The following is a 16,967-nucleotide window of genomic DNA, read 5'->3' as shown; positions in this document are numbered from 1 at the left end:
CTCCAGTAGTCCGATTAGTTCCGGTCCAGGTCGATGTCGATACCGAGCGACCGGATTTCCTTCACCAACACATTGAACGACTCAGGCATGCCGGCGTCGATTACGTGATCACCCTTCACCAGGTTCTCATAAACCTTGGTACGGCCATTCACGTCGTCCGACTTGACGGTCAGCATTTCTTGCAGCACATACGACGCGCCATACGCTTCGAGCGCCCACACTTCCATCTCACCGAAACGCTGACCACCGAACTGCGCCTTACCACCCAGCGGCTGCTGCGTGACGAGCGAGTACGGACCGGTCGAACGTGCGTGCATCTTGTCGTCGACCAAGTGGTGCAGCTTCAGGTAATGCATGTAGCCAACGGTAACCGTCCGTTCGAACGGCTCGCCCGTGCGGCCATCGCTCAACTGCACCTGGTTCTTCGACTTCGTCATGCCCAGTTGCTTCGCGATGTCGTCCGGGAATGCCAGATCGAGCGCACGCTCCATTTCGCCTTCCGTCGCGCCGTCGAACACCGGCGTTGCAAACGGAACACCTTCGCGCAGGTTCTTCGCCAGTTCGACGATTTCGTCGTCGCTGAAGCTGTCCAGCTCTTCGGCACGGCCCGACTCGTTGTAGATCTTGGTCAGGAAAATGCGCAGCTCTTCGATCTTCGCCTGACGCTGGAGCATTTCGCCGATACGCCAGCCGAGACCCTTCGCGGCCCAGCCCAGATGCACTTCGAGAATCTGACCCACGTTCATCCGCGACGGCACGCCGAGCGGGTTGAGCACGACGTCAGCCGGACGGCCGTCGGCCATGTACGGCATGTCTTCGATCGGCACGATCTTCGACACGACACCCTTGTTACCGTGACGGCCGGCCATCTTGTCGCCCGGTTGCAGACGACGCTTCACGGCCAGATAAACCTTCACCATCTTCAGCACGCCCGGCGGCAATTCGTCGCCTTGCGTCAGCTTTTTGCGCTTTTCTTCGAACGCGAGGTCGAACTGGTGACGCTTCTGCTCGATCGAATCCTTGATGGCTTCGAGCTGCGCCGCTGCTTCTTCGTCCGCCAGGCGGATGTCGAACCAGTGGTAATGGTCCAGATCTTCCAGGTACGGCAGGTCGATCGCCGTGCCCTTCGCCAGCTTCTTCGGACCGCCGTTTGCGATCTTGCCGTTCAGCATACGCGCGAGACGCGAGAATGCGTCGCCTTCCACGATACGCAGCTGGTCGTTCAAGTCGAGACGATAGCGCTTCAGTTCGTCGTCGATGATCTGCTGTGCGCGCTTGTCGCGCGTGATGCCTTCGCGCGTGAACACCTGCACGTCGATCACCGTGCCGCTCATGCCCGACGGCACGCGCAGCGACGTGTCCTTCACGTCCGACGCCTTCTCACCGAAAATGGCGCGCAGCAGCTTTTCTTCCGGCGTCAGTTGGGTTTCGCCCTTCGGCGTCACCTTGCCGACCAGCACGTCGCCCGCTTCGACTTCAGCGCCGATGTACACGATGCCCGATTCGTCGAGACGGCCAAGTTGCACTTCGGCCAGGTTCGAGATGTCGCGCGTGATTTCTTCCGGTCCGAGCTTCGTGTCACGTGCCACGACGTTCAGTTCTTCGATGTGGATCGACGTGTAACGGTCATCCGCCACGACTTTTTCCGAGATCAGGATCGAGTCTTCGAAGTTGTAGCCGTTCCACGGCATGAACGCGACGAGCATGTTCTGACCGAGCGCCAATTCGCCCAGGTCGGTCGATGCACCATCCGCCAGCACGTCGCCGCGCGACACCTTGTCGCCGACCTTCACGATCGGGCGCTGGTTGATGTTCGTGTTCTGGTTCGAACGCGTGTACTTGATCAGGTTGTAGATATCGACACCGACATCGCCCGCTACTGCTTCGTCGTCGTTCGCGCGAATCACGATACGGCCGGCATCGACATAATCGACCAGACCGCCGCGGAACGCCTGAACCGTCGTACCCGAGTCGACTGCCACCGTGCGCTCGATACCCGTACCGACCACGGCCTTTTCAGGACGCAGGCAAGGAACGGCCTGACGCTGCATGTTCGAACCCATCAACGCGCGGTTCGCGTCGTCGTGCTCGAGGAACGGAATCAGCGATGCTGCAACCGAAACGATCTGCGACGGCGCCACGTCCATGTACTGGATGCGGTCCGGCGTGACCATCAGCGTTTCGCCCGCTTCACGCGACGAAACCAGTTCGTCGGTCAGCGTGCCGTCGCTGCTCATCGCGGCATTCGCCTGCGCGATCACGTAACGGCCTTCTTCGATCGCCGACAGATAGTCGATCTGATCCGTCACCTTGCTGTCCACGACCTTGCGATACGGCGTTTCGAGGAAGCCGTATTCGTTCAGGTGCGCGTAAAGCGCGAGCGAGTTGATCAGGCCGATGTTCGGACCTTCCGGCGTTTCAATCGGGCACACGCGGCCATAGTGCGTCGGATGCACGTCGCGAACTTCAAAGCCAGCACGCTCACGCGTCAAACCGCCCGGGCCAAGAGCCGAAACACGGCGCTTGTGGGTGATTTCCGACAGCGGGTTGGTTTGGTCCATGAACTGCGACAACTGCGACGAACCGAAGAACTCGCGAATCGCCGACGAAATCGGCTTCGAGTTGATCAGGTCGTGCGGCATCAGGTTTTCGCTTTCCGCCTGACCCAGACGTTCCTTCACAGCGCGTTCGACACGCACGAGACCGGCACGGAACTGGTTCTCGGCGAGTTCGCCGACGCAACGCACGCGACGATTGCCCAAGTGGTCGATATCGTCCACTTCGCCCTTGCCGTTACGCAGTTCGACCAGGATCTTGATCGTGGCGAGGATGTCGTCGTCCTGCAGCGTCATCGGTCCGATGATTTCATCGCGGCCAACGCGGCGATTGAACTTCATACGACCCACCTTCGAGAGGTCGTACGCGTCTTCGCTGTAGAACAGGCGGTTGAACAGCGCCTCGACGGCTTCTTCCGTCGGCGGTTCGCCCGGACGCATCATGCGGTAAATCGCGATGCGCGCGGCCATGCGGTCAGCGGTTTCGTCGATACGCAGCGTCGACGAAATGTACGGACCTTGATCCAGATCGTTCGTGTAGAGCGTCTGGATGTCCTTCACCTTCGACTCGCGCAGTTTCTCAAGCACGGTTTCCGTGATTTCTTCGTTCGCGTTCGCGATCACTTCGCCCGTATCGCCGTCGACCACATTCTTCGCCAGCACGCGGCCGAGCAAATAGTCTTCCGGAACCGAGATGAACTTCGTCTTCGCGTTCTCGAGGTCGCGAATGTGCTTCGCGTTGATCCGCTTGTCCTTCTGGACGATCACATTACCTTCGCGATCCTGGATGTCGAAGCGCGCGACTTCCCCGCGCAGACGCTCCGGCACGAATTCCATTTGCGCGCCTTCGCCCATCAGCGCGAAGTTGTCGAACACGAAGAAGTTCGCGAGGATCTGTTCCGGCGTCAGGCCGATTGCCTTCAGCAAGATCGTGACCGGCATTTTCCGACGACGGTCGACGCGGAAATACAACACGTCTTTCGGATCGAATTCGAAGTCGAGCCACGAACCGCGGTAAGGAATGATACGAGCCGAGAACAACAGCTTGCCCGAGCTGTGCGTCTTGCCCTTGTCGTGCTCGAAGAACACGCCCGGCGAACGATGCAGCTGCGAGACGATCACGCGTTCCGTACCGTTGATCACGAACGAACCTGTCGGCGTCATGAGCGGAATTTCACCCATGTACACTTCCTGTTCCTTCACTTCCTTGACGACCGGCTTGCTCGGCGACTCCTTGTCGAGCAGCACCAAGCGCACTTTGGCGCGCAAGGCGGAACAGTAAGTCAGGCCACGCTGCTGACATTCCTTGATGTTGAACGCCGGCGGCGACAGCATGTAGCTTACGAACTCGAGACGCGCGAAACCATTGTGCGAGACGATCGGGAAAACTGAGGAAAACGCTGCTTGCAGACCTTCTGCCTTACGCTGAGTCGCGACGGACTCGGCTTGCAGAAACGTGCTGAATGATTCAAGCTGGGTAGCCAGCAAGAAGGGAACTTGGTGAACGATGGGGCGCTTCGCGAAACTCTTGCGAATACGCTTCTTCTCGGTGAAGGAATATTGCATACGATCTCCGAATCACGGCGGGCGTTGCCGAGGCGGGATACCTCGATGACACGACCCGGTGTTCACCGACTGAGACTCGTCATACGCCCGGGGAGGACGAACGAGCCTAGAAGCTTGGTGGTTGGCCGCTACCAACCGCTGGCTGACGGCAGCGGATGCCTGTGTTGCCCGCTACCCGACCAAACTTGCCTTCTGCAGTCGCTTCAGAAGACAAAGAGAAGTATCGGAAAAAACTTCCAGCCGACAATTCTCTTTGGCATCTACGTGGGCGTTATTCCCGAAACTTACTCGAAAAAACGTTAGCCCCACAAAGCACAAAAAGGCCGGCGGTGGAAACCGCCAGCCTTAGCACAGCGCAACAACACTTACTTGATTTCAGCCTTCGCGCCTGCTTCTTCCAGCTTCTTCTTCGCTTCTTCGGCAGCAGCCTTCGGTACCGATTCCTTAACAGGCTTCGGTGCGCCGTCGACCAGGTCCTTCGCTTCCTTCAGGCCGAGACCCGTCAGTTCACGAACGGCCTTAATAACCGAAACCTTGTTCGCGCCGACTTCCGTCAGGTTGACCGTGAATTCGGTTTGTTCTTCCACAGCAGCAGCTGCGCCGCCTGCAGGGCCAGCAACAGCAACTGCTGCAGCCGACACGCCGAATTTTTCTTCGAACGCCTTGACCAGTTCGTTCAGTTCCAGAACCGACATCGAGCTGACTGCTTCGAGGATGTCTTCTTTTGCGATTGCCATTTGAAATACTCCTAAATTGAATTCGGATACAGCTAGCGATCTTGTAAGCCTAACCAGGCTTCCGAGCGCGATACGTTAAGCAGCTTCAGCTTGCTTCTTTTCAGCCAGTGCCGCGAGACCGCGAGCAAAGCCGGAAACAGGTGCCTGCATAACGTACAGCAGCTTCGAGAGCAGTTCTTCGCGGCTCGGGATGCTGGCCAGCGCTTGCACGCCCGCCTTGTCCATCACGTTGCCTTCGTAGGAACCAGCCTTGATGATCAACTTGTCATTGCTTTTGCCGAAGTCGTGAACGACCTTGGCAGCAGCAATTGCATCTTCCGAGATGCCGTAGATCAGAGGACCGGTCATCTGCTCAGCCAGCGGAGCGAACGGGGTACCTTCGACAGCGCGACGCGCCAGCGTGTTCTTCAACACGCGGAGATACACCTGTTGCTCACGCGCTTTCGCGCGCAGCTTGGTCAGATCGCCAACCGTGATCCCACGATACTCAGCGAGCACCATCGTCTGAGCCTTCGCGACTTGCGCGGCGACTTCAGCGACTACTGCCTGCTTATCTTCTTTGTTCAGTGGCACGGTTAAACCTCCAGATTCGACGCACCGACTTGGCGCGTCGCGTTCAACAACGGCGTCCGACCTGTTAGGAGTATTTCGATCAGCTGGTGTGCACCGCGAAGCGCACGACAACCGACTTCAACGACTACAAAACCGTTCCGGGTTCGCCATCTGCGTTGGCTTGAATTAAGGCCACACCTACCTGCTGTGTGCCCACCAACGGTCTTTGACAACCGGTTGCAGTTCAATGCTCCGACTTGCAACCGCCCAAAGCCCTTAACGCTCGCACATTTCAAACAGCATGAGCGAGCGCATGATTTTTTACTGAGCGAGCGTACCTTGATCGACGCGCACGCCGACACCCATGGTGCTCGACAGTGCGATCTTGCGGAGGTACACGCCCTTGCTCGTCGCCGGCTTTGCTTTTTGCAGAGCCTCGACCAGCGCCGACAGGTTGCTGCGCAGCGAAGCGGATTCGAACGAAGCGCGACCGATCGTAGCGTGGATGATACCGCCCTTGTCGACACGGAATTGCACCTGACCCGCTTTGGCGTTCTTGACTGCCTGGGCAACGTCGGCCGTCACCGTACCAACTTTCGGATTCGGCATCAGGCCGCGCGGACCGAGGATCTGGCCCAACGTACCAACAACGCGCATCGTGTCCGGCGAAGCGATCACGACGTCGAAGTTCAGGTTACCGGCCTTAACTTGTTCGGCCAGATCTTCCATACCGACGATCTCAGCGCCAGCGGCACGAGCTTGCTCGGCCTTCTCGCCTTGAGCGAACACTGCAACGCGAACCGACTTACCGGTACCTGCCGGCAGCACGACCGAGCCGCGAACCACTTGGTCCGACTTCTTCGCGTCAATGCCGAGTTGCACTGCCACGTCGATCGACTCATCGAACTTCGCGCTTGCGCATTCCTTGACGATACTCAGCGCGTCGTCGATCGGGTACAACTTTTGTGCGTCAACCTTGTTGGCGAACGCCTGAAGGCGTTTAGAAAGCTTAGCCATTTACACGCCCTCCACGGTGATGCCCATCGAACGCGCGCTGCCTGCGATCGTCCGAACTGCTGCGTCCAGATCAGCTGCCGTCAGATCAGGCATCTTGGTCTTCGCGATTTCTTCGGCTTGAGCGCGGGTGATGTTACCGACCTTCGCGCTGTTCGGCTTAGCCGATCCCTTGTCGAGCTTGGCCGCCTTCTTGATCAGAACGGTAGCCGGCGGCGTCTTCATGATGAACGTGAAGCTCTTGTCCGCGAATGCCGTGATCACGACCGGCACCGGCAAACCCGGCTCCATCGCTTGAGTCTGCGCGTTGAACGCCTTGCAGAACTCCATGATGTTCAGGCCGCGCTGGCCCAGCGCCGGACCAACCGGCGGCGACGGATTGGCTTTACCTGCAGGAATCTGCAGTTTGATAAAGCCGATGATTTTCTTTGCCATGTTGAAAACCTCTGCAGAACGCGTTAGCGTTCGGTGAGTGATAACGCGCGTTCTCCGACTCGGATACTGACGCTCCTCAACGGCCATTACGCGGACCGTAAGCGCGAATCGCGCGACGAGCATTAAGCACGTCGCGCGAGAATTCGAAATTTTACAGCTTTTCGACCTGACCGAACTCAAGTTCAACCGGTGTCGAGCGTCCGAAAATTGTCACCGACACGCGAACTCGAGATTTCTCGTAGTTCACTTCTTCGACGTTTCCGTTGAAATCAGTGAACGGACCATCCTTCACTCGCACCATCTCACCGACTTCGAAAAGCGTCTTCGGCCGCGGCTTCTCGACACCTTCTTGCATCTGCGACATGATTTTTTCGACTTCACGCGGAGAGATCGGACTCGGCCTATTTCGCGCCCCACCGACAAAGCCGGTCACCTTGGCTGTATTCTTCACCAAGTGCCATGTCTCGTCCGTCATTTCCATCTCAACCAAGACATAGCCTGGGAAAAAACGACGTTCGGTTACTGACTTGTGACCACCCTTAACCTCGACGACCTCTTCGGTCGGGACAAGGATTTGGCCAAATTGGTCCTGCATGCCGGCTCGATCGATGCGTTCCTGGAGCGCACGCTGCACGCTTTTTTCCATTCCAGAATACGCATGCACGACATACCAACGTTTTCCGCTCGGAGATGCCGGAGTATCGCTCATATCATTTCCAACCCAGAATCACCGAGAAAATCACCCATTCGATCGACTTATCGCTAAGCCAAAGAAAAATGGCCATGATCAGCACAAACGCGAAAACCACCAACGTTGTCTGAGTAGCCTCTTTACGAGTCGGCCAGACGACCTTGCGGACTTCCTTGTACGAATCCTTGGCGAAGGCGATGAATCCCTTCCCCGGTGCAGAGAGAAGACCGACCGCGACACCCGCGATCAGGCCGACAGCAAGCGCGGCGCCGCGAACGTACCACTCCTGGCTACTGAGCCAGAAGAAACCCACGAACCCGGCCAATACCAACAATACACCCGCGGTCAACATCATCTTGTCGCCGGAAGTATTTACAGTTTCGACGGAAGGATTCGCCATAACACCTTAAGCAGCGCCACTGGGCGCGAGAATTGTGGCAGGGGCAGAGGGAATCGAACCCCCAACCTTCGGTTTTGGAGACCGACGCTCTGCCAGTTGAGCTATACCCCTAAACCATTTTGGGGTCGACGGTGCCGCCAACCCCGAAACTACCGATTATCGAGCAACCACCTGGCTTTTACTCGAGAATCTTAGCAACGACACCAGCGCCGACGGTACGACCGCCTTCGCGGATGGCGAAGCGCAGACCTTCTTCCATCGCGATCGGGTTGATCAGCTTCACCGTGATCGACACGTTGTCGCCCGGCATGACCATTTCCTTGTCCTTCGGCAACTCGATCGAACCCGTCACGTCCGTCGTGCGGAAGTAGAACTGGGGACGGTAGTTGTTGAAGAACGGCGTGTGACGACCGCCTTCATCCTTGCTCAGAACGTACACTTCAGCCGTGAAGTGCGTGTGCGGGTTGATCGAGCCCGGCTTCGCCAGAACTTGACCACGCTCCACGTCTTCACGTTTCGTGCCGCGCAGCAAGATACCAACGTTGTCGCCCGCTTGACCTTGATCCAGCAGCTTGCGGAACATTTCCACACCCGTGCAGGTCGTCTTCACCGTCGGCTTGATGCCGATGATTTCGATTTCCTCGCCGACCTTCACAACACCGCGCTCGATACGACCCGTCACCACCGTGCCGCGACCCGAGATCGAGAACACGTCTTCCACCGGCATCAGGAACGTACCGTCGATCGCGCGTTCCGGCGTCGGGATGTACGTGTCCAGCGCGTCGGCCAGGCTCATGATCGCCACTTCGCCCAGCTCGCCCTTGTCGCCTTCCAGCGCCAGCTTGGCCGAACCCTTGATGATCGGCGTGTCGTCGCCCGGGAAATCGTACTTCGACAGAAGCTCGCGCACTTCCATTTCGACCAGCTCGAGCAGCTCGGCGTCGTCGACCATGTCGCACTTGTTCAGGAACACGATGATGTACGGCACGCCAACCTGGCGAGCCAACAAGATGTGCTCACGCGTTTGCGGCATCGGGCCGTCAGCGGCCGAACACACCAGGATCGCGCCGTCCATCTGCGCTGCACCCGTGATCATGTTCTTCACGTAGTCGGCGTGGCCCGGACAGTCAACGTGCGCGTAGTGACGATTTTGCGTTTCGTACTCGACGTGTGCCGTGTTGATCGTGATGCCGCGCGCCTTTTCTTCCGGTGCCGCGTCAATCTGGTCATACGCCTTCGCTTCGCCGCCGAACTTCGCCGACAGAACCGTCGCGATCGCTGCCGTCAGCGTGGTCTTGCCGTGATCGACGTGACCGATCGTGCCCACGTTCACGTGCGGCTTGGTCCGTTCGAATTTACCTTTTGCCATTTTCGACTCCTAACAGGATTTTTCCGTACCTTGCGCCGCGCGCAAACCGGCTAGACTGAATTGCTGGTGCCCATGAGCAGGATCGAACTGCTGACCTCTCCCTTACCAAGGGAGTGCTCTACCACTGAGCCACATGGGCGCAACCATAATGCTGGAGCGGGTGAAGGGAATCGAACCCTCGTCATAAGCTTGGAAGGCTTCTGCTCTACCATTGAGCTACACCCGCACGGGTCTAACGATTCCCAACAACCGTTACTACAAGAATTCTGGTGGAGGAGGTTGGATTCGAACCAACGTAGGCGTAAGCCAACAGATTTACAGTCTGCCCCCTTTAGCCGCTCGGGCACCCCTCCGCAGAGAACTTTCGATTATGGAGGAACAACACGACCATGTCAAGCATCTTGTTTATTCCGCCTTGTCTGAGGCTCTCACTTATAGAGAGTTGCTGAAACGCAAAAACCCCACCTTTTTGGGGTGGGGTTTAGGCGATCCTGCATAAGGAGCCTGACGATTACCTACTTTCACACGGGAACCCGCACTATCATCGGCGTAGAGTCGTTTCACGGTCCTGTTCGGGATGGGAAGGGGTGGTACCGACTCGCTATGGTCATCAGGCATGACTTGTTGTTGCGTCGTTTCTTGGGAGAAACGTCCACAACCAATCTGGGAAGAAGTAGTCGAACTGCGCAGGTTAAACGCGTTCGGTGTTACTGGTGTTACTTGGGCTGTGCTTGTATTGGGCACAACACTTAATCTCAACCTGGGTGTGCATGACGTACCCCCTTCGGGGGTGGTCCTGAGTAAGCGCTACAGGACTCACTCATGACGTAAAACACACTGGTTATAGGATCAAGCCTTACGGGCAATTAGTATCAGTTAGCTTAATGCATTACTGCACTTCCACACCTGACCTATCAACGTCCTGGTCTAGAACGACCCTTCAAGGGGCTCGAAGCCCCAGGGATATCTCATCTTAAGGCGAGTTTCCCGCTTAGATGCTTTCAGCGGTTATCTCTTCCGAACATAGCTACCCGGCGATGCCACTGGCGTGACAACCGGTACACCAGAGGTTCGTCCACTCCGGTCCTCTCGTACTAGGAGCAGCCCCCTTCAAATATCCAACGCCCACGGCAGATAGGGACCAAACTGTCTCACGACGTTTTAAACCCAGCTCACGTACCTCTTTAAATGGCGAACAGCCATACCCTTGGGACCGGCTACAGCCCCAGGATGAGATGAGCCGACATCGAGGTGCCAAACACCGCCGTCGATATGAACTCTTGGGCGGTATCAGCCTGTTATCCCCAGAGTACCTTTTATCCGTTGAGCGATGGCCCTTCCATACAGAACCACCGGATCACTATGACCTGCTTTCGCACCTGCTCGACTTGTCGGTCTCGCAGTTAAGCACGCTTATGCCATTGCACTATCAGCACGATTTCCGACCGTACCTAGCGTACCTTCGTACTCCTCCGTTACACTTTGGGAGGAGACCGCCCCAGTCAAACTGCCTACCATGCACTGTCCCCGACCCGGATCACGGGCCAAGGTTAGAACCTCAAACAAACCAGGGTGGTATTTCAAGGACGGCTCCACCGAAACTAGCGTTCCGGTTTCATAGCCTCCCACCTATCCTACACAGATCGGTTCAAAGTCCAATGCAAAGCTACAGTAAAGGTTCATGGGGTCTTTCCGTCTAGCCGCGGGGAGATTGCATCATCACAAACACTTCAACTTCGCTGAGTCTCGGGAGGAGACAGTGTGGCCATCGTTACGCCATTCGTGCAGGTCGGAACTTACCCGACAAGGAATTTCGCTACCTTAGGACCGTTATAGTTACGGCCGCCGTTTACCGGGACTTCAATCAAGAGCTTGCACCCCATCATTTAATCTTCCGGCACCGGGCAGGCGTCACACCCTATACGTCCACTTTCGTGTTTGCAGAGTGCTGTGTTTTTATTAAACAGTCGCAGCCACCAGTTTATTGCAACCCTCTCACCCTCCTGGCGCAGGCCAGTCAAGCTACAAGGGCGTACCTTATCCCGAAGTTACGGTACCAATTTGCCGAGTTCCTTCTCCCGAGTTCTCTCAAGCGCCTTAGAATACTCATCTCGCCCACCTGTGTCGGTTTGCGGTACGGTCTTGTTAGACTGAAGCTTAGAGGCTTTTCTTGGAACCACTTCCGATTGCTTCTTCACCTAAGTGAATGGCCTCACACCCTTGAATTCCGCGCCCGGATTTGCCTAAGCGCCTTCTCCAATGCAAGGACCGGGACTTCCAACACCCGGACAACCTTCCGCGATCCGTCCCCCCATCGCATCTAACAATGGTGCAGGAATATTAACCTGCTTCCCATCAGCTACGCATTTCTGCCTCGCCTTAGGGGCCGACTCACCCTACGCCGATGAACGTTGCGTAGGAAACCTTGGGCTTACGGCGAGGGGGCTTTTCACCCCCTTTATCGCTACTCATGTCAGCATTCGCACTTCCGATACCTCCAGCGCACTTTTCAATGCACCTTCGCAGGCTTACGGAACGCTCTCCTACCATGCATATAAATATGCATCCGCAGCTTCGGTGACTGGCTTGAGCCCCGTTACATCTTCCGCGCAGGACGACTCGATCAGTGAGCTATTACGCTTTCTTTAAAGGATGGCTGCTTCTAAGCCAACCTCCTGACTGTTTTAGCCTTCCCACTTCGTTTCCCACTTAGCCAATCTTTGGGACCTTAGCTGGCGGTCTGGGTTGTTTCCCTCTTGACACCGGACGTTAGCACCCGATGTCTGTCTCCCGTGATTGCACTCTTCGGTATTCGGAGTTTGCTATGGCGTAGTAATCCGCAATGGACCCCACAACCATGACAGTGCTCTACCCCCGAAGGTGATACACGAGGCACTACCTAAATAGTTTTCGGAGAGAACCAGCTATTTCCAAGTTTGTTTAGCCTTTCACCCCTATCCACAGCTCATCCCCTAACTTTTCAACGTTAGTGGGTTCGGTCCTCCAGTACGTGTTACCGCACCTTCAACCTGGCCATGGATAGATCACTTGGTTTCGGGTCTACGCCCAGCAACTGAACGCCCTATTCGGACTCGCTTTCGCTACGCCTGCCTTAATCAGTTAAGCTTGCTACTGAACGTAAGTCGCTGACCCATTATACAAAAGGTACGCCGTCACCCCTTACGAGGCTCCGACTGTTTGTATGCATGCGGTTTCAGGATCTATTTCACTCCCCTCCCGGGGTTCTTTTCGCCTTTCCCTCACGGTACTGGTTCACTATCGGTCGATCACGAGTATTTAGCCTTGGAGGATGGTCCCCCCATCTTCAGACAGGATTTCACGTGTCCCGCCCTACTTGTCGTACACCTAGTTCTTCCTCGCTGTTTTCGTCTACAGGGCTATCACCTGCTATGGCGGCACTTTCCAGAGCCTTCGACTAACAATGAAGATAAAGAGTACAGGCTGATCCCATTTCGCTCGCCACTACTCTGGGAATCTCGGTTGATTTCTTTTCCTGCGGTTACTTAGATGTTTCAGTTCACCGCGTTCGCTTCGCATGACCTATGTATTCAGTCATGGATACTCCATTAGGAGTGGGTTTCCCCATTCGGACATCTACGGATCAAAGCTCGTTTGCCAGCTCCCCGTAGCTTTTCGCAGGCTACCGCGTCCTTCATCGCCTGTGATCGCCAAGGCATCCACCACATGCACTTGTTCGCTTGACCCTATAACGAGTGTGTCTCCGTGTCCCCGTAGGGAACTTCGCCACAACGCCATAGGTTGAGTATTCGTGTTGCGCCGTATTCCAAAGCAATCTTTCGATTACCTTTTCATACTTTGATACAATCACAACCCTGATCCACCTACTCACACACCCATCTCTAAGTATGCTTTCGTGAATCTCTTTACTACTTCTTCCAGATTGTTAAAGAACGTGCAGCCGATATTAAATAATTAATATCCTCTGACTGGCTCAATCGCCAATGCACAAGATTCAAAACCATTCACCCGAATGGCAAACCCTGTGCATTGAAGATTGGTGGAGGATGACGGGATCGAACCGACGACCCCCTGCTTGCAAAGCAGGTGCTCTCCCAGCTGAGCTAATCCCCCTATTACCATGTCGCTTGAGGGTCCGCACAACACGCATTGCGTTTCGCGTGTCATGGTGGGTCTGGTTGGATTCGAACCAACGACCCCCGCCTTATCAAGACGGTGCTCTAACCAACTGAGCTACAGACCCTTAGCCTGTCTTCTTACAGCCGATAAGCGTGAGCGCTCAACGTTGACGTCTTGAGCTCGAGAAAGGAGGTGATCCAGCCGCACCTTCCGATACGGCTACCTTGTTACGACTTCACCCCAGTCATGAATCCTACCGTGGTGACCGTCCTCCTTGCGGTTAGACTAGCCACTTCTGGTAAAACCCACTCCCATGGTGTGACGGGCGGTGTGTACAAGACCCGGGAACGTATTCACCGCGGCATGCTGATCCGCGATTACTAGCGATTCCAGCTTCACGCAGTCGAGTTGCAGACTGCGATCCGGACTACGATCGGTTTTCTGGGATTGGCTCCACCTCGCGGCTTAGCGACCCTCTGTTCCGACCATTGTATGACGTGTGAAGCCCTACCCATAAGGGCCATGAGGACTTGACGTCATCCCCACCTTCCTCCGGTTTGTCACCGGCAGTCTCCTTAGAGTGCTCTTGCGTAGCAACTAAGGACAAGGGTTGCGCTCGTTGCGGGACTTAACCCAACATCTCACGACACGAGCTGACGACAGCCATGCAGCACCTGTGTATCGGTTCTCTTTCGAGCACCCCTAGCTCTCACCAGGGTTCCGACCATGTCAAGGGTAGGTAAGGTTTTTCGCGTTGCATCGAATTAATCCACATCATCCACCGCTTGTGCGGGTCCCCGTCAATTCCTTTGAGTTTTAATCTTGCGACCGTACTCCCCAGGCGGTCAACTTCACGCGTTAGCTACGTTACTAAGGAAATGAATCCCCAACAACTAGTTGACATCGTTTAGGGCGTGGACTACCAGGGTATCTAATCCTGTTTGCTCCCCACGCTTTCGTGCATGAGCGTCAGTATTGGCCCAGGGGGCTGCCTTCGCCATCGGTATTCCTCCACATCTCTACGCATTTCACTGCTACACGTGGAATTCTACCCCCCTCTGCCATACTCTAGCTCGCCAGTCACAAATGCAGTTCCCAGGTTAAGCCCGGGGATTTCACATCTGTCTTAACGAACCGCCTGCGCACGCTTTACGCCCAGTAATTCCGATTAACGCTCGCACCCTACGTATTACCGCGGCTGCTGGCACGTAGTTAGCCGGTGCTTATTCTTCCGGTACCGTCATCCCCCTCAGGTATTATCCAAGAGGTTTTCTTTCCGGACAAAAGTGCTTTACAACCCGAAGGCCTTCTTCACACACGCGGCATTGCTGGATCAGGCTTTCGCCCATTGTCCAAAATTCCCCACTGCTGCCTCCCGTAGGAGTCTGGGCCGTGTCTCAGTCCCAGTGTGGCTGGTCGTCCTCTCAGACCAGCTACAGATCGTCGCCTTGGTAGGCCTTTACCCCACCAACTAGCTAATCTGCCATCGGCCGCCCCTATAGCGCGAGGTCCGAAGATCCCCCGCTTTCTTCCGTAGATCGTATGCGGTATTAATCCGGCTTTCGCCGGGCTATCCCCCACTACAGGACACGTTCCGATGTATTACTCACCCGTTCGCCACTCGCCACCAGGATTACTCCCGTGCTGCCGTTCGACTTGCATGTGTAAGGCATGCCGCCAGCGTTCAATCTGAGCCAGGATCAAACTCTTCAGTTCAATGCCTGTTACTGTTTTTCGGTTCAGTTAAGAACCGGTCGCTCACTCAACGTACTGACAGATCCTGCTTATCTTTCGATACTCAAAACCTACCTTAATACTAGTGTGAGACTTGATACTTTCGCTTCAAACCAGATCCGAAAATCCGGTCCAACATCGCTATCAAGCGCCCACACTTATCGGCTGTTAGTTTTTAAAGAACATTCGCAAAACTTGGCGCCTATCTTAGTCGCCCGAACCGCTTCGGCTTACCGCCTCCGCACTTCGTTTTTTGCGTCGCTGCATCTGCAGCAGAGAAACGAGATTATGAAGAATCTTTTTCTCCCCGTCAACAAGTTTTTTCGCTTTCGCTTCCAAACTTGCCGACTTTGGAGGCCGCCTGTTTCTTTCGCAGCCCTCGTACTGAAACGAGGAGACGAATAGTAGGTGAAGCAGGCGCCGATGACAAGGGTATGAAGAAAATAATTTTCAGGGCGCGCCGCCCGCCTTTTCCATCAATGCGCCTTGAAAGCGGCAATGTCGTCGATGGGCACCGCTTCCGCCATCGCCGCGTAGCCGGCGTCGTTTGGATGGATATGATCGCCGCTGTCGAAACGGCGCTGGAGCACGTCCGGCCGCGCTGGATCGCGAAGCGCGCGGTCGAAATCGATCACGCCATCGAACGCGCGGCTCGACCGGATCGACTCGTTCACCGCGACGCGGATCGCCTCGCGATCCGGTGGCAACGACGCCGGAGTCAATGTGGCCCCATATATCTTTATTCCGCGCTGGTGCGCTTGCGCGATCAATCGTTGATAGCCGCGAAACAGAGCATCCGCCGTCACGGCCGTATGCGGAGCGTCGCAGTCCAGGCCAGCGTGCGGGGGCATCGCGGCGAAATTGATGTCGTTGATGCCGATCAGCACGATCACGGCCCGCGCTCCCGGCTGGCGCAAGGCGTCGCGCTCGAACCGGTTCAGCAAAGCGTCGCCGTAACACGGCGATCCGCTCAGCAACCGGTTGCCGCTGATTCCGGCGTTGATCACCGCCGTCTGCGTATTGCCCTTCTCGGCCAGCCGCCGTTCCAGCGCGTCCGGCCAACGGCGATTGGCGTTCGGCGTGGAGCGCATGCCGTCGGTGATCGAATCGCCGATTGCCACCACCGAGCGCGCCGATTCGCCGTCCACCGCGACACTCGTGAGCCACGCGAACTGCGTGAAGCGAGTGCGGAACGCGGCGGGCGACGTGTCGTCAGCGTGATTTCCCGGTGTGGACACGTAGTTCGTCTGGCTCGCGACGCGGTGCCACGCGGCCAGTTTCTGGCCCTTTCCTATATAGATGCTGACGGCGACCGGCTGATGCGCGGCCGTGTCGAATGTGACTGGGTCGCTGTCGATTTGCGCGCCGGGCGGAATGGTCACGCCCGGCCGGCCGTCGAACGACACCGCGCGATCGCTGCCCGGCTTCGTCGCGGCGGCGCCTGCACCGCGCGCGAGATGCACCGATTCGATCACCAAAGGCGTGGTTCCGTAGACATTGCTCAGGCGCAAGCGCGTGCGATGCCCGTCCAGTGCGGGATAAATCACCTGACGCACAGTTCGCCCCTCGATCTCAGGCGCGCGATAAAGCACGGGAAGATCCGCTTGCTGGGGGATCGACTGGAGCGCCGTGCCCCAAGCGGCGACCCAGCGGTCTGAATTTGGCGCGCTTGGCACACTCGGCGCGTCGGCGGCGAAACTGACCGGGATGGAAACAAACGGGGCGAGAACGGCGGTCGCGCAGGCAAAAGCAAGGGCTCGGAGCTTCATTCGTCGATGGTCGGGCTGAGAAAACG

Annotated in this window: 9 protein-coding genes, 6 tRNA genes and 3 rRNA genes; all 18 read right to left on the bottom strand. The window is 56.6% G+C overall.

Annotation, left to right across the window (positions count from 1 at the left end; all coding sequences use genetic code 11):
• Positions 1-14: 14 nt before the first annotated feature.
• Positions 15-4,121 (bottom strand): DNA-directed RNA polymerase subunit beta, encoded by a 4,107-nt coding sequence (rpoB, locus tag AC3D25_RS16910; RefSeq protein ID WP_488889490.1) that lies wholly within the window; start codon positions 4,119-4,121, stop codon positions 15-17.
• Between the two features lie 365 nt (positions 4,122-4,486).
• On the bottom strand, positions 4,487-4,858 hold the full coding sequence (rplL, locus tag AC3D25_RS16905) for a 50S ribosomal protein L7/L12 (RefSeq protein WP_488889489.1): 372 nt from the start codon (positions 4,856-4,858) through the stop codon (positions 4,487-4,489).
• A 75-nt stretch (positions 4,859-4,933) separates the two neighbouring features.
• Positions 4,934-5,431: a 50S ribosomal protein L10 gene (gene rplJ, locus AC3D25_RS16900; protein ID WP_488889488.1), complete on the bottom strand. Its 498-nt coding sequence runs from the start codon at positions 5,429-5,431 to the stop codon at positions 4,934-4,936.
• A 300-nt stretch (positions 5,432-5,731) separates the two neighbouring features.
• Positions 5,732-6,427, bottom strand: coding sequence for a 50S ribosomal protein L1 (gene rplA, locus AC3D25_RS16895; protein WP_488889487.1), 696 nt, complete (start codon positions 6,425-6,427; stop codon positions 5,732-5,734).
• The gene (gene rplK / locus AC3D25_RS16890; RefSeq protein ID WP_488889486.1) at positions 6,428-6,859 is read right to left on the bottom strand and encodes a 50S ribosomal protein L11; all 432 of its coding nucleotides are present in this window, start codon (positions 6,857-6,859) and stop codon (positions 6,428-6,430) included.
• A gap of 151 nt (positions 6,860-7,010) precedes the next feature.
• On the bottom strand, positions 7,011-7,568 hold the full coding sequence (gene nusG, locus AC3D25_RS16885) for a transcription termination/antitermination protein NusG (protein ID WP_488889485.1): 558 nt from the start codon (positions 7,566-7,568) through the stop codon (positions 7,011-7,013).
• A gap of 1 nt (position 7,569) precedes the next feature.
• Entirely contained in the window at positions 7,570-7,950 is a 381-nt protein-coding gene (secE, locus tag AC3D25_RS16880; RefSeq protein WP_488889484.1) for a preprotein translocase subunit SecE, read from the bottom strand.
• A gap of 35 nt (positions 7,951-7,985) precedes the next feature.
• Positions 7,986-8,061 (bottom strand) — tRNA-Trp (locus AC3D25_RS16875).
• Between the two features lie 67 nt (positions 8,062-8,128).
• Positions 8,129-9,319, bottom strand: coding sequence for an elongation factor Tu (gene tuf, locus AC3D25_RS16870; protein WP_488889483.1), 1,191 nt, complete (start codon positions 9,317-9,319; stop codon positions 8,129-8,131).
• A gap of 64 nt (positions 9,320-9,383) precedes the next feature.
• Positions 9,384-9,458: transfer RNA gene (locus AC3D25_RS16865), tRNA-Thr, on the bottom strand.
• Between the two features lie 13 nt (positions 9,459-9,471).
• Positions 9,472-9,545, bottom strand: a tRNA-Gly gene (locus tag AC3D25_RS16860).
• Positions 9,546-9,586: 41 nt separating this feature from the next.
• Positions 9,587-9,672, bottom strand: a tRNA-Tyr gene (locus AC3D25_RS16855).
• 149 nt (positions 9,673-9,821) lie between these two features.
• Positions 9,822-9,934, bottom strand: a 5S ribosomal RNA gene (rrf, locus tag AC3D25_RS16850).
• A gap of 230 nt (positions 9,935-10,164) precedes the next feature.
• Positions 10,165-13,044, bottom strand: a 23S ribosomal RNA gene (locus AC3D25_RS16845).
• A gap of 312 nt (positions 13,045-13,356) precedes the next feature.
• Positions 13,357-13,432 (bottom strand) — tRNA-Ala (locus AC3D25_RS16840).
• Between the two features lie 53 nt (positions 13,433-13,485).
• Positions 13,486-13,562 (bottom strand) — tRNA-Ile (locus tag AC3D25_RS16835).
• A 61-nt stretch (positions 13,563-13,623) separates the two neighbouring features.
• A 16S ribosomal RNA gene (locus tag AC3D25_RS16830) occupies positions 13,624-15,154 on the bottom strand.
• Together the 16S, 23S and 5S rRNA genes with 5 tRNA genes alongside form the textbook arrangement of a ribosomal RNA operon.
• A gap of 494 nt (positions 15,155-15,648) precedes the next feature.
• Complete coding sequence (locus AC3D25_RS16825; protein WP_488889482.1) at positions 15,649-16,941, bottom strand: SGNH/GDSL hydrolase family protein; 1,293 nt, start codon at positions 16,939-16,941, stop codon at positions 15,649-15,651.
• Positions 16,942-16,967: the final 26 nt, after the last annotated feature.

Source organism: Caballeronia sp. SL1002 (genome assembly GCF_057814995.1).
The sequence above is the reverse complement of the archived record's forward strand: the minus strand, read 5'-3'. Positions and strand labels throughout refer to the sequence as shown.

Coding starts and splice junctions, on each gene's coding strand:
- rplA (WP_488889487.1), bottom strand. CDS start 6,427: ATGGCTAAGCTTTCTAAACGCCTTCAGGCGTTCGCCAACAAGGTTGAC.
- secE (WP_488889484.1), bottom strand. CDS start 7,950: ATGGCGAATCCTTCCGTCGAAACTGTAAATACTTCCGGCGACAAGATG.
- rplK (WP_488889486.1), bottom strand. CDS start 6,859: ATGGCAAAGAAAATCATCGGCTTTATCAAACTGCAGATTCCTGCAGGT.
- rplL (WP_488889489.1), bottom strand. CDS start 4,858: ATGGCAATCGCAAAAGAAGACATCCTCGAAGCAGTCAGCTCGATGTCG.
- nusG (WP_488889485.1), bottom strand. CDS start 7,568: ATGAGCGATACTCCGGCATCTCCGAGCGGAAAACGTTGGTATGTCGTG.
- rpoB (WP_488889490.1), bottom strand. CDS start 4,121: ATGCAATATTCCTTCACCGAGAAGAAGCGTATTCGCAAGAGTTTCGCG.
- AC3D25_RS16825 (WP_488889482.1), bottom strand. CDS start 16,941: ATGAAGCTCCGAGCCCTTGCTTTTGCCTGCGCGACCGCCGTTCTCGCC.
- tuf (WP_488889483.1), bottom strand. CDS start 9,319: ATGGCAAAAGGTAAATTCGAACGGACCAAGCCGCACGTGAACGTGGGC.